Annotated in this window: 18 protein-coding genes and 1 tRNA gene; 11 read left to right on the top strand and 8 right to left on the bottom strand. The window is 66.5% G+C overall.

Going from position 1 to position 18,597, the window contains the following annotated elements:
- The 4 genes from A5752_RS20460 to A5752_RS20445 form a co-directional block, all read right to left on the bottom strand.
- Positions 1-705 (bottom strand): ZIP family metal transporter, encoded by a 705-nt coding sequence (locus tag A5752_RS20460; RefSeq protein WP_067089313.1) that lies wholly within the window; start codon positions 703-705, stop codon positions 1-3.
- A 9-nt stretch (positions 706-714) separates the two neighbouring features.
- The gene (locus A5752_RS20455) at positions 715-1,137 is read right to left on the bottom strand and encodes a DUF4383 domain-containing protein (protein ID WP_067089311.1); all 423 of its coding nucleotides are present in this window, start codon (positions 1,135-1,137) and stop codon (positions 715-717) included.
- A 79-nt stretch (positions 1,138-1,216) separates the two neighbouring features.
- Positions 1,217-1,702, bottom strand: coding sequence for a DUF4383 domain-containing protein (locus A5752_RS20450; protein ID WP_067089308.1), 486 nt, complete (start codon positions 1,700-1,702; stop codon positions 1,217-1,219).
- A gap of 329 nt (positions 1,703-2,031) precedes the next feature.
- Positions 2,032-3,900, bottom strand: coding sequence for a propionyl-CoA synthetase (locus A5752_RS20445; RefSeq protein WP_067089306.1), 1,869 nt, complete (start codon positions 3,898-3,900; stop codon positions 2,032-2,034).
- Between the two features lie 39 nt (positions 3,901-3,939).
- On the opposite strand from A5752_RS20445, the gene A5752_RS20440 reads away from it, so the two are divergent.
- Positions 3,940-4,800, top strand: a complete 861-nt coding sequence (locus tag A5752_RS20440; protein ID WP_067089304.1) for an alpha/beta fold hydrolase — start codon at positions 3,940-3,942, stop codon at positions 4,798-4,800.
- Here the strand turns inward: A5752_RS20440 and A5752_RS20435 are convergent.
- Positions 4,797-7,292 carry a sensor histidine kinase gene (locus A5752_RS20435; RefSeq protein ID WP_067089301.1) on the bottom strand — a complete coding sequence of 832 codons (2,496 nt, stop codon included), beginning with the start codon at positions 7,290-7,292 and terminating at the stop codon, positions 4,797-4,799. The two genes, A5752_RS20440 and A5752_RS20435, sit on opposite strands and share 4 nt — an antisense overlap.
- Before the next feature lie 169 nt (positions 7,293-7,461).
- On the opposite strand from A5752_RS20435, the gene A5752_RS20430 reads away from it, so the two are divergent.
- From A5752_RS20430 to A5752_RS20415, 4 genes are all read left to right on the top strand, one after another.
- Positions 7,462-8,904, top strand: a complete 1,443-nt coding sequence (locus A5752_RS20430) for an HNH endonuclease signature motif containing protein (RefSeq protein WP_067089299.1) — start codon at positions 7,462-7,464, stop codon at positions 8,902-8,904.
- A gap of 96 nt (positions 8,905-9,000) precedes the next feature.
- A complete protein-coding gene (locus A5752_RS20425; RefSeq protein ID WP_067089296.1) occupies positions 9,001-9,780 on the top strand; it encodes an SDR family NAD(P)-dependent oxidoreductase in 780 nt (259 codons plus the stop codon).
- Entirely contained in the window at positions 9,777-11,372 is a 1,596-nt protein-coding gene (locus tag A5752_RS20420) for a phytoene desaturase family protein (protein ID WP_067089294.1), read from the top strand. Before A5752_RS20425 ends, A5752_RS20420 begins: the two co-directional genes overlap by 4 nt.
- Positions 11,369-12,976, top strand: coding sequence for a RecQ family ATP-dependent DNA helicase (locus A5752_RS20415; RefSeq protein WP_067089291.1), 1,608 nt, complete (start codon positions 11,369-11,371; stop codon positions 12,974-12,976). Before A5752_RS20420 ends, A5752_RS20415 begins: the two co-directional genes overlap by 4 nt.
- Positions 12,977-12,979: 3 nt before the next feature.
- Here the strand turns inward: A5752_RS20415 and A5752_RS20410 are convergent, their stop codons facing one another.
- Complete coding sequence (locus tag A5752_RS20410) at positions 12,980-13,315, bottom strand: hypothetical protein (protein ID WP_231983469.1); 336 nt, start codon at positions 13,313-13,315, stop codon at positions 12,980-12,982.
- Positions 13,316-13,450: 135 nt separating this feature from the next.
- On the opposite strand from A5752_RS20410, the gene A5752_RS20405 reads away from it, so the two are divergent.
- Positions 13,451-13,524: transfer RNA gene (locus A5752_RS20405), tRNA-Leu, on the top strand.
- Positions 13,525-13,582: 58 nt separating this feature from the next.
- On the opposite strand, the gene A5752_RS20400 is transcribed toward A5752_RS20405, so the two are convergent.
- Positions 13,583-13,891 (bottom strand): hypothetical protein, encoded by a 309-nt coding sequence (locus tag A5752_RS20400; RefSeq protein ID WP_067089286.1) that lies wholly within the window; start codon positions 13,889-13,891, stop codon positions 13,583-13,585.
- Positions 13,892-14,106: 215 nt separating this feature from the next.
- Between A5752_RS20400 and A5752_RS20395 the strand changes: the two genes are divergently transcribed.
- The 3 genes from A5752_RS20395 (at position 14,107) to A5752_RS27220 (ending at position 16,589) form a co-directional block, all read left to right on the top strand.
- Positions 14,107-14,502 carry a nitroreductase family deazaflavin-dependent oxidoreductase gene (locus tag A5752_RS20395; protein WP_067089284.1) on the top strand — a complete coding sequence of 132 codons (396 nt, stop codon included), beginning with the start codon at positions 14,107-14,109 and terminating at the stop codon, positions 14,500-14,502.
- A 127-nt stretch (positions 14,503-14,629) separates the two neighbouring features.
- Entirely contained in the window at positions 14,630-15,622 is a 993-nt protein-coding gene (locus A5752_RS27225) for a hypothetical protein (RefSeq protein ID WP_082963991.1), read from the top strand.
- Positions 15,615-16,589, top strand: coding sequence for a hypothetical protein (locus A5752_RS27220; protein WP_082963990.1), 975 nt, complete (start codon positions 15,615-15,617; stop codon positions 16,587-16,589). Before A5752_RS27225 ends, A5752_RS27220 begins: the two co-directional genes overlap by 8 nt.
- A 31-nt stretch (positions 16,590-16,620) precedes the next feature.
- Here A5752_RS27220 and A5752_RS20380 read toward each other — a convergent pair whose 3' ends face one another.
- Positions 16,621-16,875 carry a hypothetical protein gene (locus A5752_RS20380; protein ID WP_067089282.1) on the bottom strand — a complete coding sequence of 85 codons (255 nt, stop codon included), beginning with the start codon at positions 16,873-16,875 and terminating at the stop codon, positions 16,621-16,623.
- A 136-nt stretch (positions 16,876-17,011) separates the two neighbouring features.
- Here A5752_RS20380 and A5752_RS20375 point away from each other — a divergent pair, with 136 nt between their 5' ends.
- Both A5752_RS20375 and A5752_RS20370 read left to right on the top strand, forming a co-directional pair.
- Positions 17,012-17,896 carry an alpha/beta fold hydrolase gene (locus A5752_RS20375; protein ID WP_067089279.1) on the top strand — a complete coding sequence of 295 codons (885 nt, stop codon included), beginning with the start codon at positions 17,012-17,014 and terminating at the stop codon, positions 17,894-17,896.
- A gap of 54 nt (positions 17,897-17,950) precedes the next feature.
- On the top strand, positions 17,951-18,577 hold the full coding sequence (locus A5752_RS20370; protein WP_231983468.1) for a YdcF family protein: 627 nt from the start codon (positions 17,951-17,953) through the stop codon (positions 18,575-18,577).
- The last annotated feature ends 20 nt before the right edge of the window (positions 18,578-18,597 follow it).

The following is an 18,597-nucleotide window of genomic DNA, read 5'->3' as shown; positions in this document are numbered from 1 at the left end:
CTAGCTACTCAGGGACAGGCCGGCGGCGACGGCGAACCCGAGCACCGCCGCCAGCCCCGCCTGATCGCGAGCCTTCTCGGTGGCTTCGGGGATCATCGACGTCACCAGCATGACCAGCAGGGCGCCCGCGGCGAAACCGTCTATTCCGCCTTGTAATTGGCGGCCCGCCGCCTCCTGGAACTGAAATCCCGCGAGCGTGGCCAGGGTGCACAGCAGCGCAACGGCGATCCAGCCGAGCACGATCCGCCCCCGCGGCGTGCCTGCCGCCTTCAGGTCGCTGGCCGAACCGATCGCCTCGGGAAGGTTGGACACGAAGATCGCCACGAGTAAGGACACGCTCACTGCGCCGCCGCCGGCGATCCCGATGCCCAGTACCGCCTGCTCGGGAATGCCGTCGAGCAGCGCACCCAGTGCGAGCGGCAGACCGGCGGCGCCGGTGCCCCTGCCGCCGATCCGCGCGACGCCTTTGTCGGCGAGGAAGAACATGAGGCCGCCGATGGCCAGACCTGCGGCTACCGGAATCGCCCCGCCGACGTGGAAACCCTCTTCGGCCAGTTCGAAGGAGATGCTGGCCACCAGTGCTCCGGCGCCGAAGCCGAGCACCAACCCGATCAGCCGGGCGTTCCAGTCGCGTAGCACCCCGGCGAGCGCGCCGATGACCAACGACGATGCCGCAACGCCGCCCCAGAGCAGTGCGGTGAGCATCGCATCAGCCTAGGCGCGAATCCTCCTGCGACGCTTGGTCGGGTCGTGCTGACCGGCGAGCGTGAGGCCCAGGATCACCATGACGAGGCCCATGCCGAACCACATCCAGCCGAACGCGTCGGCAACGGCGAATCCGTAGGCGCACAAGGCGAAGTACACCAGTCCAGCGCCCAAGAAGTACCACCGCGCGGCGGCATATGTCCGGGCCATGACCAGGCCGAGGGCGCCGAGCACCAGGTTGACCACGTTGCCCAGTCCGGACACCGCGATCATGCCGAACAGGCTGGCCCCGGATCGGTGGTCCGCCCATGCCAGCTGGTCGTAATCGTGGGTGAGGCCGGGGACGAAGCCGAGGGCGCCGATGAGGAGCAGAACGGCACCCACGATCACCGCCGCTCCCTGCACGGCCATGTATTTCGGTCTCGTCGCCATCCCTTGCCTCCGTCCGGAACCGTTATTGACGGACTGGCAGGTAATACCCTGCGGGTGCGGACGCTAACCGGCCCGCCGCCTAACGGGTGTTGCGGTTCAACGGGGTGTTCGCCTCGATGACGCGCCGCGACAGCAGCACACCGAGCGCGATCATGCCGACGGCGAGCACCAGGTGCAGCCAGTTGTCGGCGGTGTTGAGCGGCACGAAGTTCGCGGAGCTGTCGTGATCGATGACCAGGCCGTACAGGAACAACAGCAGGTAGATGACACCGCCGCCGATCAGGTAATTGCGGGCGTTGCCGAAGCTGCGCGCCATGGCCACACCGGCCACACCGAACAGCAGATGCACGAGGTTGTGCAGGACCGAGACGTTGAAGACGCCGAGAAGCTGGGCCTCCGAGTGGTGGCCGGCGAATGTCATGGTGTCGTAGTTCGTCGTGATGCCCGGGATGAAGCCCAGGATGCCGACCAGCAAGAACACCGCGCCGACAGCAAGCGCTGCCTTCTGCACGGGCGCTCCGTAGCGGGTTGCGGCCGTGGGGCCGGACGGTTGGCTGCTGACCATCGTCGTTCCTTTCCGTCGAGGTCAGCGACAACTACCCAGGGAGAGTCGATACAAACCCGGAATTTTGATGGCGCGGCGAGGCTCGCGGCTCAGGTCTGCGAACGGCCTGGCCCGACTCCCTCACGCGCCGAGCTACTTCTTGATGTAGCAGTTGGGTGGATTTCCGCAGTGATGACCTTGATCGCACTTGTGACAGTTGCAGGTACAGCCGCTCTTGGCCTTGACCGCAGACGTACGCATCGCGAATCAACTCCTTTGTTGTGAGCCCGCCGGCGACGACCGAGCGGGCCTGCCACCGAATATAGGCCGATCGGGCGCGTGGAGCGGGCTCAGCCCTTCAAGATCGGCTTGAGTGCCTCGATCACCGCGGGGTCTTCGATCGTCGAGGGCAGCGGTTCGTCCCGGCCGTGCGCGATGCCCCGCATCGTCTTGCGCAGAATCTTCCCCGACCGGGTCTTCGGCAGCGCGGGTACGACGTCGACGAGCTTGAAACACGCTACGGCGCCGATGTCTTCACGGACCAACCGGATGAGATCCTCGGCGAGCCCGTCGGCCGAGGCGCCGGACTTGAGCACCACGAAGCCGCGCGGCACCTGTCCCTTGATTTCGTCGCGGACCCCGATCACCGCGCATTCCGCGACCGCCGGGTGGGTGGCCAGCACGGCCTCGATCGATCCGGTCGACAACCGGTGGCCCGCGACATTGATGACATCGTCGATGCGGCCCATCACGAAGAGGTAGCCGTCCTCGTCGAGGTAGCCACCGTCGCCCGTGAGGTAGTAGCCGGGATGCTCGGAGAGGTACGACGCCTGGTAACGGTCGTCGTCACCCCACAGCGTGGGCAACGTGCCCGGCGGAAGCGGCAGCCGGATGCAGATGTCGCCTTCCTCGTTGGCATCGCGGACGGAGCCGTCGACATGCAGGATCTTGACGTCGTAACCGGGCATCGGAACCGTCGGAGATCCGGGCTTGATCGGCATGGGCTCCAGGCCCATGGGGTTGGCGGCGATCGCCCAACCGGTCTCCGTCTGCCACCAGTGGTCGACGACGGGAATGTTCAGCTTCTGTGCGGCCCACTCGTAGGTGTCCGGGTCGAGTCGCTCGCCGGCCTGGAACAGGTACTTCATCTTCGACAGGTCATAGCGGCCGATGTGCTCGCCCTCGGGGTCCTCCTTGCGGATCGCGCGTACGGCCGTCGGCGCGGTGAACAGCGCCTTCACCCCGTATTCGGAGGCGACCCGCCAGAACGCCCCCGGGTCCGGCGTCCCGATCGGCTTGCCCTCGTAGAGCACCGTCGTGGCGCCGAGCAGCAGCGGGCCGTACACGATGTACGAGTGGCCGACGACCCAGCCGACGTCGGAGGCGGCCCAGAAGATGTCACCGGGCGCGATGTCGTAGATGTTGCGCATGCTCCACAGCAGCGCGACCGCGTGCCCGCCGTTGTCGCGAACGATGCCCTTCGGCTTGCCCGTGGTCCCGGACGTGTAGAGCACGTACAGCGGATCCGTCGCCGCCACCGGCACCGGGTCGACGGCCGCCGCGGCCACGACGTCCTCCCAGTCGAGGTCGCGGTCTGGCGACAACTCGCAGCGCTCATGGTCGCGCTGAACGATGACGCAATTGCGGGGCGGATGCTCCGACATCTCCAGTGCGGCATCGAGCATCGGCTTGTAGGCGACGGTGCGCGACGGTTCGATGCCGCACGACGCGGAGACGATCACCGTCGGTTGGGCGTCGTCGATGCGCGTCGCGAGTTCGTGCGCGGCGAACCCGCCGAACACCACCGAGTGGATCGCCCCCAACCGCGCGCACGCCAGCATGGCGATCACCGCCTCGGGGATCATCGGCATGTAGATGACGACCCGGTCACCCTTGGTGACGCCGAGGCCGCGTAGGCCGCCGGCGAACTTCGCAGTGGCGTCCCGCAATTCGCGGTAGGTGTAGGTCTCTTTCGTCTCGGTGACGGGTGAGTCGTAGATCAATGCCGGCTGCTCGCCGCGGCCGTCGTCGACGTGCCGGTCGAGCGCATTGGCGCAGGTGTTCATCTCACCGTCGGGGTACCAGCGGTAGAACGGCGGGTTCGAATCGTCGAGGATCTGCGTGGGCTCGCGCGTCCACGTCACCGCGCGTGCGGCATCGGCCCAGAATCCTTCTGGATCAGCGATGCTGGCGTCGAACAGCGCTCGGTATCCGGCCATACCGCACGTTAGCGCGACGGCAGTTCCTATAGTCGCGTTATGACCTCTGCTCCTCCGCCGATCGAAGGGGTGCGACGGTCGCATGTCACCGCCCGCGGCGTGCGCTTCCACGTGACCGAGGCCGGCCCCGCCGACGGGCGTCCGGTCGTGGCGCTGCACGGCTGGCCGCAACACCATTGGGAATACCGGGATCTGCTTGCCGATCCCCCGGCGGGGCTCCGGATCATCGCACCTGACCTGCCTGGTTATGGATGGTCCGGTCCGCCACCGCACCGGTGGGCCAAGGAAGACGTCGCCACTGACGTTCTCGCCCTTCTGGATGCTCTGGGCCTCGATCGCGTACTGCTGTTGGCTCACGACTGGGGCGCCTTCGTCGGATACCTGATGATCCTGCGAGCGCCGGAGCGATTCGACGGTTACCTGGCCTGCAATATGGCCTATCCGTGGTTGTCGACGCGCGATGTTCTGCACCGGCTATGGCGCTTCGCGTACCAGATACCGATCGCGACGGCCGGAGTGCTGGTGCAGCGCCGCACACCATTCCTCGAGAAGATGATCTTCGGCATCGGCTCGAAGATGTCCGACGCCGACGTCCGGGTCTTTTCGGACCGGTTCCGCGACCCGGTGTGCGCCCGGGCCGCGCGCGATACGTACCGGACCTTCCTCACGAAGGAGCTCCTGGGCAGCGCGCGTAGTCCTGAGACGCGACGGGCGACGGTGCCGATTCGCGCGCTGTTCGGACTGGGCGATGCGGTGGTGCATCCATCGTGGGTTGCGGCCGAGAACGCCAATGCGGACGATTACCGGTTGCAGACGGTCGATGCCAGCCACTTCATCGTCGACGAGCGACCCGATCTGGTGCGCGCGGCGCTGGTCGCGCTGGCGGAGGAGACGGCCTAGTTCGGTGCGGCGGGCAGGTCGATCTCGACCGTCAGGCCTCCGCCGGGGGTGTCGGACGCCGAGATGGTTCCGCCCATCGCCTCGACGAATCCGGAGGCGACGGACAGCCCGAGCCCGATTCCGATCGTGTCGTCGTCGCCGAGCCGCTGGAACGGGGCGAACGCCTGCTGCTCGCTGCCGCGCGGGATCCCAGGACCCTCGTCGACGACGGCGATGAGCACCCGGTCGCCGACCTGCCCCGCGGTCACCCGCACCAGGCTGCCCTCGGCGTAGCGCAGCGAGTTGTCGATCAGGTTGGCCAGCACGCGTTCGAGCAGTTCACTGTCGGCCAGGACCGCGTCGGAGTCGATCTCCACCTTAACCCGCTCGCTGCCCGGGCGAGTGAAACCGCTTGTGTCGGCGCGAATTCCAAGCAACGCGCGCTGAACCACGTGCTCGAGTTCGACGCGCACCATCTCGGGGCGAACCGCTCCTGCGGCCAGGCGTGCCGAGTCAAGCAGGTTGGCCACCAACGCGGTCAGCTGGTCGACGGAGTCCTCGACGGTGGCGAGGAGTTCGGCGGTGTTGTCGGCGGAGATGTCGACGTCGCCGTTGCGGATTCGAGACGTCGCCGCCTTGGCGGCCGCTAGCGGGGTGCGCAGGTCGTCGCTGACGGCGGTGAGGAGTGCATGGCGCAGTTTGTCCGCCTGCCCTACGGCTTCGGCCTTGTTCGCCTCGGCCCTCTCTCGTTGCCTGAGCAGGTTGACGGCCTGCTTGCCGACGCCACCGAGGACGCGGCGGTCGCGCGCGGTCAACGCCGGGCCGCTCAACAGCATCCAGTACTCGTCGTCGCCGATTTCGACGGAGGTGTCCGCGTCGTCGACATCCGCGCAGGGATCGGTGCCGACGGAGGCGAGGATCTCACCGGTTTGGCTGCGGACGAGGCTCACACCGCGCTGCGAGTACGTTTCGCGGAGATGTTCCAACAGACCGTCCAGGTCCGCGTCGTGCAACACACCGTCGGCGAAGAGTGCCAGCAGCGCGGCTTCCTGGTTGGCCCGCCGCGCTTCTCGCACTCGCCGCGCCGCGCGAACGACGAACGTGGCGACCGTGACGGCGAAGAGCAGCAGTATCAGCGTCGCGATCGCTGTGTCGGTGTCGTGGACGGAGAACGTGTTCTCCGGAGCCACGAGGAAGAAAGTGATCAACACTCCCGAGAGCACCGCGGCGGTGATCGCCGGAGCGAGGCCGCCGAGCACGGCGGTGCCGAGTACGCCGACGAAGAACAGTGCGCCGGGACCGCCGATGTGACGGAACCGGTCCGGCAACACCAGCGTCAGAGCACAGACCGCGACCGGAATCGCCACGGCGCCAAGCCATGACGTGAGCCGACGCTGGCGAGTCGAGAGGCGGGACCACGAGATGCCGGTGCTGGCTTGGTCGTGGGTGACCATGTGGACGTCGAGGTTGCCCGACTGTTGTACGACGGCCTCGCTGATGCCTTCGTCGAACATGCGCGACAGCCGCGAACGACGTGAGGTCCCGACGACCAGTTGGGTCGCGTTGACGTCGTGCGCGTAGTCGATGAGCGAGGTGGCGACGTCGTCGCCGACGACGGTGTGCATGGTGGCGCCCAGGCTTGCCGCCAGTTCGCGCACGGCCTTCTTCTGCTGGTCCGAGATGGCGGTCAGGCCACCGCCGTCCACGACGTGGACAACCCTGAGGTCGGCGCCCGTACGGGAGGCGATTCGCGACGCGCGTCGCACCAGCACCTCGGACTCGGGGCCTCCGGTGACCCCGACAACCACGCGTTCGCGAGGCGCCCACCGGTCGCTGATCTTCTTGTCGGAGCGGTACTTGGCGAGGGCGGCGTCGACCTGATCGGCCAGCCAGAGCAGGGTCAATTGCCGTAGTGCAGTGAGGTTCTCGGGACGGAAGTAATTCGACAGTGCGGCGTCGACGCGTTCGGGCGGGTAGACGTTGCCGTGAGCCAGCCTGCGCCGCAACGCTTCCGGTGTGATGTCGACCAACTCGATCTGGTCGGCGGCGCGCACCACCTCGTCGGGGATGCGGTCGGATTCCTCGACTCCGGTGATCTGGGCGGCCAGGTCGGACACGCTTTCCAGGTTCTGGATGTTGACTGTGGTGATCACGGTGATGCCGGCGTTGAGCAGTTCTTCGACGTCCTGCCAACGCTTCTTGTTCTTGCAGCCCGGTGCGTTCGAGTGGGCGAAGTCGTCGACGAGCACGACCTTCGGCCGACGCTGGATGATCGCGGCCACGTCGATCTCGTGGTCGCCGTGCTCCGTCGTGCGGGGAGGCACCACTTCGATACCCGCCACCTGCTGGCCGACCTTGCGGCGACCGTGCGTGTCGACGATGGCGGCGACCACATCGGTTCCGCGTTCGAGACGACGGTGCGCCTCGGCCAGCATGGAGTAGGTCTTGCCGACACCGGGCGCGGCGCCGAGGTAGACGCGCAGGTCCCCGGTCTTGCGTCCCAGTATTCCCATCCGTACATCATTCCTGCTGGACCGCTTGCGGCTCAAACGTCTTGCGGATTGATTTGGCCAGCGGGCCGGCTCCACGCCCGGCCGTCTTCTCTCAATTCACTTGTGTCTCTTTGGTTTCAGTGGTCACAAATGGGGCCTGGCTGTCAGTAGGTCGAACTATTGTTCGAGTATGGCGGCGGAGCAGATCAGCCAACGGATCGCGGCGATGGACCGCGAGCTGTCCGCGATGGTCGCCGAGTCGTTCGACACCTTGAGCACCGCTGAGCAGTTGGCGTTGACCGCCCAATGGGAGGCCTTCACGCGCCGCCAAGCGATGGTGGGGCATCGGCTGGTCGCTGGGCTGCAGGGCGCGCCGTTGGCGGAGCTGGGGGAGCACAGTGCGGCCGGCGCGTTGACGGTGTTGTTGCGGATCTCCAAGGCTGAGGCGAGTCGGCGGGTGGCTGAAGCGGCGGAGTTGGCGCCGCGGCGGGCGATGACCGGCGAAACACTGCAACCGGAGTTGGCGCACACGGCCGCCGCGGTGGCAAAGGGCCTGGTGGGGGCCGAGCATGTGCGGGTGATTCGGCGGTTCTTGGCCAAGGAGATCCCCGCCTCGACACCGTTTGACGTGCGTGAGGCCGCCGAAGCCCAACTCGCTGGCCTTGCGGCGAAGCACACTCCCGAGGAGTTGCGTGCGGCCGCGCAGCGGTTGGCGGCCTATCTGAACCCCGACGGGGACTTCTCCGATGAATTGCGCGCGGCGCAGCGGTGGTTGCGGTTGGGTCGTCAACGCCTCGACGGGATGAGTGAGCTACGGGGGCTGCTCGACCCCGCGACGCGGGCCGCATTGGAAGCCGTGTTAGCCACCGAAGCCGCGCCCGGCAGGAACAACCCCGACGGCGACCACCCCGACGGCAAGAACACCTGCCCGGATGGTGAGCCGTCGCCCGAGGCGGTGGCTTCGGATACCCGCTCGGTGGGGCAGCGCAACCACGACGCGTTGGGGGCGATGTGCCGGGCCCTGCTCGCATCGGGCGAACTGGGTTCGCACAACGGGCTGCCGGCCACGCTGCTGATCACCACCACCTTGCAGGAGTTGGAGTCCGGCACCGGGCAGGCGGTCACCGGCGGCGGTTCACTGCTGCCGATGAGCGAGGTCATCAAAGAAGCCGCGGCGGCGCATCCGTATCTGGCGATTTTCGACAAGGCCACCGAAGAACCCCTCTACCTCGGGCGCGGCCGACGTTTGGCGTCCAAAGCCCAACGGCTGGTGCTCTTCGCGAAGGATCGGGGCTGCACCAGGCCCGGCTGTACCGCCCCGGCCTATCAGTGCCAGGTTCACCACGCGGTCAACGATTGGGCCGCTGAGGGTCAGACCAACATCGACGAGCTGACCCTCGCGTGTGGGCCCGACAATCGGCGGGTCAAACCCGGCGGCTGGCGCACCCGCAAACGCAAAGACGGGCGCACCTCATGGCTTCCTCCGCCGCAGCTCGATACCGGCCAAGCCCGCGTCAACAACTATCACCACCCAAACCGCTACCTGATACCCGACGAGGGCGATGACGAAGTCAGCGGAGCGGGTCCTGACGACGGCGGGGATGACCACGGCAATGATCGCGACGCAAGCTGACGGCTGGCTTTCCAAGCGACGACAACCACAACACCGGCTGACGTCGGCGGCATGCTCCGCGCGTTTGACGGGAGCCCCGTCGGGTAGCCCGCCACCATGGCTCAAGGACGACCACTCGCGCTTGTGACAGGCGCTTCGAGCGGGATCGGATTCGAACTGGCGAAGCTGTTTGCCGACGACGGATACGACCTCATCGTCGCCGCCGACGACGACGGCATCCACGCCAGCGCCGACAAACTCGCCGCCAGCGGCACCGAGGTGCGCGCGGTTCAGGTCGATCTGCGCAAAGAGGCCGAAGTCGATCGCCTCTACAGCAGCGCCACCGAAGACGGCAGACGGATGGACGCCGCCGCCCTCAACGCCGGCACCGGAGGCGGCGGCAACCGCTTCGTCGACCGCGGCCTCGAAGAGGACTTCAACGTCATCGACCTGAACGTCCGAGGGACGGTGCAACTGGCCAAGCTGATCCTCGGCGACATGGTCAGCGCCAACTCGGGCAAGCTGCTCTTCACGTCGTCGATCGTGGCGATGATGCCCGGCTCGTATCAGACGATCTACAACGCGTCCAAGTCGTTCGTGCAGTCGTTCGCCGAAGCGCTCCAAGACGAATTGCGCGATACCGACGTCACCATCACCGCGCTGATGCCCGGTCCCACCGACACCAACTTCTTCCGACGCGTCAACATGCTCGACACCCTGGTCGGCAAAATGCCGAAGGACGACGCCGGCAAGGTGGCAAAACAGGGATACGACGCGCTGATGCAGGGAAGGAAGAAAATCGTTGCGTCATCGCCACTTTCGAAGGGCATGGGCCTGGTAAACCGGTTCCTTCCCGACTCGGTCAAAGCGGCGTCGAACAGGCTGATCTCGAGGTGACTGTGCCGGCTTCAGCCGATGCTGTGGTGATCGGCGCCGGCCACAACGGTTTGGTCGCCGCGGCGATGCTCGCCGACGCGGGCTGGGACGTGCTGGTTCTGGAAGCGCAGGATCAACCTGGCGGCGCCGTGAAGAGCGCCGAACTGTTTCCCGGCTACGTCAGCGATCTCTACAGCGCCTTCTACCCACTGTCGGTCACCTCACCGGCTCTCAAGGCACTGCACCTCGAGGAGCACGGGCTGCGCTGGTCGCACTCACCGGCGGTCGTCGGCCATGCAAGCTCCGCCGATGACGACGACGCCCCGCTGATCTGGCGCGAACTCGACCGCACCGTAGACGATCTCGAACGTCGCACTGCAGGAGACGGATCGCGCTGGCGCGACTTGTTCTCCCAATGGCAACGCATCAAGGAACCGCTGCTCGAGACGCTGTTCTCGCCGTTCCCTCCGATGCGCGGGGCGGTGGGACTGCTGCGTGAGCTGGGTACCGCCGAAGCCCTCCAACTGGCGCACCTACTCCTGCTCCCCGCGGGGGTGATGGCCGAGCACCTGTTCGACGGCGAGGCCGCACGACTCTTGTTGTTGGGCAACGCGATGCACGCCGACGTCCCGATCGACGCGCCGGGCAGCGGCGTCATGGGCTACATGCTCATCATGATGGCCCAGGACGGCGGCTTCCCGGTTCCAATCGGCGGCGCGGGACAACTCGCCGCGGCGCTGGTCAACCGCGTCACATCAGCGGGCGCCCAGATCAAGTGTCGACAGCAAGTCGAGCGGATCGACGTCCGAGGTGGCCGCGCAGTTGCCGTCCACACCGCCGGCGGCGAGACCGTTCGGGTGCGCCGCGCCGTCATCGCCGACACCTCGGCTCCGCTGCTCTACCGCGAACTGCTGCCGGCTGACGCGCTACCCGGTTCGGTGCTGCAGAGCCTCGACCGATTCGTCTGGGACACCCCGGTGTTGAAGATCAACTATGCGCTCGACGCGCCCATCCCGTGGCGCTCCAAGAGCCTGAACGACGCGGGAACCGTCCACCTCGGCGCCGACCACAACGGCCTCATCCGGTGGATGGCCGACCTCAACACCGAGACGGTGCCGCTGCACCCGTTCCTGCTGTTCGGTCAGATGACGACCTCCGATCCGAGTCGCTCACCCGAGGGCACCGAAAGCGCATGGGCCTACACGCATCTGCCGCGAGGTGTCGCCGATGATGCCTCCGCAGACCAGCTGTCGGCGGCGGTGGACATGGTGTTGGAGAAGCACGCGCCGGGGTTCAGCGATCACATCGTCGGCAAGTCGATCCAGCGCCCGTCCGACCTCGAGGCCAGTGATGCCAACCTGCATGCAGGCGCGGTGAACGGCGGAACGTCACAGCTGTTCCAGCAGTTGATCTTTCGGCCGTTCCCGGGCTTCGGTGGCGCCGAGACGCCGGTCGAGAACGTCTATCTCGGCAGCGCAGGCGCGTCTCCGGGCGGGGGAGTGCACGGTGTTTGCGGCCGCAATGCGGCACGTGCCGCATTGGCCGGCGAAGGGCGGCTGGGCTGGCCACGGCGGAAGCTGAACCGCGCGATCCTGTCGTTGATGACGCGGTGAACGACTCTGACCGGTTGCGCGACGTCGCCGAGAAGGTATTCGGATGGCAGACGCTGCGCCCAGAACAACTCGAGGCGATGACCGCGATTCTTGCCGGACGGGACGTGCTGGCGGTGATGCCGACTGGTTCGGGCAAGTCGGCGATCTACCAGGTTCCGGCGGTGTTGTTGCCGCGAGCGGTCATCGTGATTTCTCCCTTGATTGCGTTGCAGCACGACCAGATTGCCGCGCTCGAGGAGTCGGACGCTCCCGCAGCCGTGGCGATCAACTCGCGGCAGAGCGCGAAGTCCGTCGACCGGGCGTGGGCGGCCATCGAGGATGGTGAGGCCCGGTACGTGTTCCTGGGGCCCGAACAGCTCATGAAGGACGACGTGATGAAGCGGCTGGCCGGTGTGAAGCCGTCGTTGGTCGTGGTCGACGAGGCACACTGCGTTTCGGCGTGGGGGCACGAGTTCCGCCCGACGTACCTTCGGGTCGGTGACGCGATCGAACGCTTGGGTTGGCCGCCGGTCGCAGCGTTGACCGCAACGGCGTCGGCGGTGGTCCGCCGTGAGATCGTCGAGTTCTTGGGTCTGCGTGAGCCGACCGTGATCTCGGGCGGATTCGACCGGCCGAACATCTCGCTCGACCTCCGGCATCACACGGAGGAGGCGCGCAAGCGCGCGGATATCCTCGATGTGGTGCAGCAGCTCGCACACCCGGGGCTGTTGTACTGCGCAACCCGTAAATACACCGAGTTCTATGCCGAGGAGCTCACGCGGCGCGGTGTGGCCGCGGTCAGTTATCACGCCGGGCTAAACACCAAGCAGCGCAACGAGGTTCATGACCGCTTTCGGGATGACGAGGTTGGTGTCGTCGTCGCGACCTCGGCATTCGGCATGGGGATCGACAAAGCGAACGTCCGGTTCGTAGTGCACACGTCGGTGCCGGACTCTGTCGACGCGTACTACCAGCAGGTGGGACGCGCCGGCCGAGACGGCGGGCCTGCGGACGCGATCCTGTTCTACCGCGCCGAGGACTTGACGCTCGGAAACTTCTTCGCCACCCGCAACCCGGACGAGGAGCTGCTCACCCGCGTCTACACCGCGATGGACAACCGGAAGCCGAAGCGGCTCAAGCAACTCCGCGGCGAGGTCGACGAGCGTGGCCGTCGGCTCACCGCCTCGATCAACCTGCTCGAGCAGGCAGGCGCGGTCGAATCGTCGAAGTCAGGATTCACCAGCACGGGGATGCCGGTCGAAGCGGCGATCCGCAGGGCGGTGGACATGGCGGAGATCGGGGAGCGCGTCGACCGCACGCGCGTCGAGATGATGCGGTCGTATGCCGAGACGCCGGACTGTCGCAGGCAGTTCCTGCTGGCTTACTTCGGCGATTATCTGCCGGAGCCGTGCGGCAACTGCGATCGCTGCCGCGAGCACACCGCCGTCGACCACGGTGAGCCGGCCATTGCCATGGGGACGGCGGTCGAACACAAAGAATGGGGCGCGGGCACCGTGCTCGGCGGAGACGCGGACCGGATCACCGTGCTGTTCGACCTCTACGGGTACCGGACTCTGGACGTCGACGCGGTTCGCGATCACGACCTGCTGGACGTTCGCAGATGAGTGCTAGTAGCCCGGCGTGACGACGTCTTCCAATTCCTGCAACTCGGGGGAGGGCCCGGGTGCTGGATGAGGCGGCACCAGATTGCCGGTCGAGCCTGTGCACTCGGCGCCGCTGACGCCTGGCGGGCAGGCGTTGTTGACTGGGGAGGCGGTGTTGGGCACCAGGTATGGCACGCACGTCCCGCTGTAGAGGTCGCTGTCCTCGCCTGCCGGGCAGGCCGCCAGCTGGGTGGGGACGCTGGGTGAGGTAGCGACGACGGCGGCGAATATCGGCGCCACCGCAGCGAGCGCGAATCCACCGGCGATCGTGAGCCGTCGACCGATACGCAACCTCGTCACCGCTGACATTCTCGTGCCTTTCCTAGTGGAACGACCTGCACGTCGACATTATCTTGATCTTGCCTGAGGTGCGCCAGGTCGGTTTGCGCGACGATCGCGCGCGGTAGCGTGCTCATCGGCGCGCTGACAGCGGCGGCCCCCATAGCCCAATTGGCAGAGGCAGCGGACTTAAAATCCGCACAGTGTCGGTTCGAGTCCGACTGGGGGCACCGAGTTTGTAGCGGTCCCCGCCTTGGCGGACTGCAGGATAGAGCGGCTACCTGCGGATCAAACCATGGCGACGATGAACGCCAAGATGGCGAGGACCACTAGGATCAAGCCTGCGAGTACGAAGAATGCACCTAGCGATGCCATCCGCTGGCGTCGATCGGCGTCGCCGTCGGTGGCTCCCTTGACCGAAGTCTTCATCGTGCTGAAGAGAGCTGACCAGTCGATGCGCGACAGTCCCCGCCGCGTGGCAGTCGTATCGCGCATGGGGCGGTCGGGAACCGTTCCCGCGCCATTGCCGTAGAACACCAGCCCGGTCAGGATCGCAACCGCCGCCAAAACCAGCAACGCCACACCCAGCCCCACCATCGCACGCCTCCCATCGGATCGACACACCTGCGCACCGCATACCCAGAGGTGCCGCGGCTCGAACCGCGGCTTCCGCTCGGCTTCATGTGTCCAACGCCCTGCCCGGCTGTGCTGGCGGATGACTCCTGAGCCAGCTCGGTATACCGGCGAGCCGCTCACCGCGTTCGCCCCCACCGCGTCAGCGAGGAACCTCAACCGATACCTAGACTCCGAGAATGCGCGTTCCTCGCCGAATCGCAGAGTTCAACAAGCGAGTCACCAATCCGGCCGCTCGCTCGATCACGCCGTGGCTTCCAAACCTCGGGACGCTCGAGCACGTCGGGCGGAAGTCGGGTAAGCGATACCGAACGCCTCTCCTGGTTTTCAGCACCCATGATGGCTACGCCATCCTCATCGGCTACGGCCCACAGACGGACTGGTTGAAGAACGTTCTGGCCGGTGGCCCGGCGGTGCTGCGCAAGCGTGGACGGGCTGTCGCGCTCGGCAACCCACGGGTGGTGAGCAAGGCCGAGGCCGCGGCGCTCGTCGTACCGCGTTCTCGGCTTCTCTACCGAGCGTTTCCGTATAACGAGGCCGCCCTGCTGCTGACGAATGTGGGCTCTGCGGGCTGACCTCTGTACCGCACCAGACCTCAACCCCGGGAAGCCCGGCCGGACTCCGTTAACCCCCGCGCGCGGGCCCCGCGGTTTAGCCTGATCCTGCTGAGCGAGGCGCGAGGGCCGTAGCACGAGGAGGGCGGTGGTGGTCCAAGCTGACACCGTCTACCGCGCGAGGCTGACGCGCCACAACCGCGACCGCGCCGTGCTGGCAGTGGTCTTCCTTCTTCTCTTCGTCTTCTCCTACAGCGAAGACATCGTGTTCGCGGTGCTCGATGTGACCGGCAACGACCACGTATTCGGCTGGATCCTCGGGCTGGTCGGCCTCGACGTGGCCGTGCTCGCGGCGGTGGGTGCGCTGAAGTTCCGGATAGCCCAAGCCGACGACGACGCCCAACGACTATGGCGCCCATGGTGGATCGCGTTCGCCGCCGTCGTCGTCATCGACGTGCTGTTGATTCTCCTTCCGGATTCTCACCCATTGTGGGTCGACGTCTCGATGTCCGTCGTCATGGCCTGCCTCATGGGAGTCCTGATGGCGTTGTCGCTCAACGCCTCCCCGCTGACGTTGTTCAGCAAGGAGCGCCGCGCGGCGGCGCCGGCGGATTGGGCGCGCGTTCGGTCGGTGGTCCCGCTCGTCATCGGGACCTTCGTCCTCTACCTCGCCTCCACCGCCTTCGACGACTTCTTCGACCTCGACACCGTGCGCATCCTCGATCCGGAGATGGCGGCAGAGGTCGCGGCCTTGCCGCTGGAGCAGCAGCTCGGCGCCAATGCGACCCTCTGCGAGGGAGCCGTCAGCCCGGCGTTCTTCCAGCAAGTCGTCAAAGTGATCCCGTTGCTGCTGCTCACTCTTGGCGTGGAGTTCAACTATTTCCGACGAACTCTTGCCGAGCCCGTCCAACGTGCCGCCGCCGCTGCCACCGTGACCGTGATGTCGGTCGGACTGGCTCTCGCAGTCGTGACGCTGCCCTGGGACGGCAGCGGTTGCGGTGAAGTCCTGGGCTATTGGCATGAATACCTGACATTCGTGATCGCCGTGCAGGGCGTCGCCACGGGGCTGGCGACACTCGTGTGGGTTCTCGTGGTGAGCGACCCAGACCGACGCAACATCGAGAGGGCCGAGAGTGTCTGAAGCCACCGCACCTCCGCGCGCGGACCGCGCGGTCTTCGGCGTCGTCTTCCTCATAGTTTTCGCGTTCTCCTACAGCGAGCAGGTCGTCTCACAACTGTTTCCTTCCAACGCATCCGGCGAAGAGATGGCATGGCGGATCGCGGTGATCGTCGTCGACGCCCTGGTGCTCACAGCGGCCGGATTGATGAAACGCGCGATAACACGGGCAGACGGTGATGCACCGCGATTGTGGGGTTGGTGGTCCGCAGGCGTCGCCGTCCTGATCGGTATCGACGTGTTCCGACTGATATCGCTGGACTCGATCGGCGTGGACCTCGTGACCGCGACTGTCTACGCCGCGGCAATGGGCCTGACCATCGTCGCGTCGCTGAACGCCGACCCCCTCACCCTGATCAACAGCGAGCGTCGGCTGAGGTTGCCCGTCGACTGGTCCCGGGTGCGCGCAATCGTCCCGCTCGTCATCGGAACCTGGTTCTGCTACCTGGCCGCGACGGCCTACGTCGACCTGTTCGACGTCGACACCGTCCGGACACTCGACCCGGCACTCGAATCCGAGATCGCGAATCTCTCGGCGTCAGAACAGATGTCGGTGCTCTCGCAACTCTGTACCGGTGCGATCAGCCCGGTGTTCTTCCAACTGGTCGCGGAGGTGATACCCGTCCTGCTGCTGGCGCTCGGCGTCGAGTTCAACTACTTCCGGCGGACGCTGACCGACGCCGGCCAGCGTGCGGCGACCGCGGCGACGGTGACGGTGCTGGCCGCCGCCCTGGTCGCAACGCTGTCGACTCTTCCCTGGGACGGCCAGGGATGCGGCGACGTGCTGTCCCGCTGGCATGAGTACATCGCATTCCTGCTGACGGTGCAGGCCATCTTCACCGGGCTGGCGACGCTGGTCTGGCTGCTGGTCGCCAGCACACCGGACGGTCCCGCGGGCGTCGAAGCGGTCGAAGCCGCGGTCGAGGAGTGACCGAGTACGGATTGTTCGTGGGGGTCGGCGGTCAGCCCCGGATGTGCCTCACGATTGTCTTCGCGGTGTCGTTGTACTTCTTCATGACGCCCGACGAGCCCGACTGCTCGGCGGCCGTCGGTGGTGCGACGACAACGGTGCCGCCGCTCTGTTGATCGGTGTTCGAAACGCCGTCGCCCGTGAACGCCGCCGCGCTGCCGGTGAAAAGTGCCGCACCGACGGTCGCCGCTGCGGCGGCGGCGACGAGCCAGTGGATGGTGCGGTGGGTGTTGGTGTGTGTAGTCATAGAAAGATGGTCACCGTCCACGACGCGACTGGTAATGGCCGGCCGGCGAGAGTCACCATCCCTGGCGTCAGGGTTTTCTAATCGTTCGGCAAGCTTGGCCGCGGATACTGGATCGGATCCAGGCGAGGAGATCGTGATGGCATCCACCGCAGTCGAGGCGCTTCTGGCGCGCCACCGGTCCAGCGGCCGCTACTTCAGTGCCGCCGGCATCCAATCATTCGTCTTGGACGACGGGCCGCGCGACGCGCCACCGGTGGTGTGCATCCACGGCGTCCCCGCGTCGTCGTTCCTGTTCCGCAAGACGCTGCCCGCGTTGGCGAGACACGGTCTGCGCGGAATCGCCGTCGATCTGCCCGGCCTCGGGCTTGCCGAACGGCCGGTCGACGCCGACTACACCTGGACCGGACTGGGGCAGTGGATGACGGCGGCGATCGACGCCCTGGAAATCGAGCGCTTTCATCTCGTCGTACACGACATCGGCGGACCCATCGGCTTCGAAGTCGCCAGCGCGATCTCCGACAGGGTGCAATCTCTGACGTTGCTCAACACCCTCATCGACGTCGCGACCTTCCATCGGCCTTGGCCGATGGAACCGTTCGCGCACCGCGGCATCGGCGAAGCCTGGCTGCAGTCGCTGCGGATCCCCGGAAGCTTCGTGACAGTCATGCGCCTGGTTGGCGTCACCCGCCAGGTGCCGACGAACGAAATCCTCTGTTGGCGACCGCTTCTGTTGGGCGACGACGGTGGTCGGGCCTTTCTGAAGATCATGCGGGGATTTGAGCTCACTGCCGACAAACAGAGCCTTTACCGCTCCGCTGTCGGGCAGCGGTCCTATCCCGTACAGATCGTCTGGGGCGAGCGCGACACGATGCTGCCATGGCGGCGACAGGGTCTCGAGGCTCAGCGCGCCGCGGGCCTCGACACCGCCACGCTGCTGCCCGCCAAGCACTTCGTTCCCGAAGACCAACCCGAGCAGATCGCCGCGGCCGTCCACCGACTTGTCGAGGGCCTGGGCGGGTGATCGCGGTCGGCAAACCGCCGAAGCCGCGAAGGTATCAGCGCGGTGACCAGTATCGTGACGGTGGTGCGGATCGCTGGACGGACCCGACCCGTACGACTCGTCAGGCAACTGCGACGAATCGCAATCGCCCCGGCCCTCTTCCTGATAGGCGTCCTCACCCTTGCCGTCGATATCGACACCTTCAGCGGGCGCTCCGACCACGCGCAGGCCGATGCAGCGATCGTCCTCGGGGCAGCCGTCGACGGGGATACGCCGTCACCGGTGTTCGAGGAACGGCTGCGGCACGCGGCATCGCTGTTTGATTCCGGGCAGGTCGACTGGATCATCCTGACGGGCGGGATCGGACAGGGTGATTCACTCCCCGAAGCCGAGGCAGGCCGCAATTGGCTGATCGCGGAGGGGATTCCGGCAGACCATTTGCTCATCGAGACGCAATCGCGCACCACCAGACAGAATCTCGCGTTCGCGCAACCGCTGCTCGCCGACCACGGTATTCATCGGGTCCTGATCGTCAGCGATCCGCTGCACATGCGCCGTGCCACCCGTATCGCCGCGGACGTAGGCCTCGATGCTCACCCGTCCCCGACGCCGACCAGCCGGTTCCAGACTCTCCACACGCGGGTCCCGATGCTGCTGCGCGAGGTCTATCACAGCGTGCATTACTTCGTGACGCGTCAGTGAGGCGCGTCGCTCCGGGAGCC

Source organism: Mycobacterium sp. 852002-51961_SCH5331710 (assembly GCF_001665535.1).
GTDB lineage: Bacteria > Actinomycetota > Actinomycetes > Mycobacteriales > Mycobacteriaceae > Mycobacterium.
Note: the sequence above shows the minus strand (reverse complement) of the source record. Positions and strands in the feature narration are given on the sequence as shown.

Excerpts from the sequence above, each read along its gene's own strand:
- A5752_RS20460 (WP_067089313.1), bottom strand. The coding sequence starts at position 705 with ATGCTCACCGCACTGCTCTGGGGCGGCGTTGCGGCATCGTCGTTGGTC.
- A5752_RS20455 (WP_067089311.1), bottom strand. The coding sequence starts at position 1,137 with ATGGCGACGAGACCGAAATACATGGCCGTGCAGGGAGCGGCGGTGATC.
- A5752_RS20450 (WP_067089308.1), bottom strand. The coding sequence starts at position 1,702 with ATGGTCAGCAGCCAACCGTCCGGCCCCACGGCCGCAACCCGCTACGGA.
- A5752_RS20445 (WP_067089306.1), bottom strand. The coding sequence starts at position 3,900 with ATGGCCGGATACCGAGCGCTGTTCGACGCCAGCATCGCTGATCCAGAA.
- A5752_RS20440 (WP_067089304.1), top strand. The coding sequence starts at position 3,940 with ATGACCTCTGCTCCTCCGCCGATCGAAGGGGTGCGACGGTCGCATGTC.
- A5752_RS20435 (WP_067089301.1), bottom strand. The coding sequence starts at position 7,292 with ATGGGAATACTGGGACGCAAGACCGGGGACCTGCGCGTCTACCTCGGC.
- A5752_RS20430 (WP_067089299.1), top strand. The coding sequence starts at position 7,462 with ATGGCGGCGGAGCAGATCAGCCAACGGATCGCGGCGATGGACCGCGAG.
- A5752_RS20425 (WP_067089296.1), top strand. The coding sequence starts at position 9,001 with ATGGCTCAAGGACGACCACTCGCGCTTGTGACAGGCGCTTCGAGCGGG.
- A5752_RS20400 (WP_067089286.1), bottom strand. The coding sequence starts at position 13,891 with ATGGTGGGGCTGGGTGTGGCGTTGCTGGTTTTGGCGGCGGTTGCGATC.
- A5752_RS20395 (WP_067089284.1), top strand. The coding sequence starts at position 14,107 with ATGCGCGTTCCTCGCCGAATCGCAGAGTTCAACAAGCGAGTCACCAAT.
- A5752_RS20380 (WP_067089282.1), bottom strand. The coding sequence starts at position 16,875 with ATGACTACACACACCAACACCCACCGCACCATCCACTGGCTCGTCGCC.
- A5752_RS20375 (WP_067089279.1), top strand. The coding sequence starts at position 17,012 with ATGGCATCCACCGCAGTCGAGGCGCTTCTGGCGCGCCACCGGTCCAGC.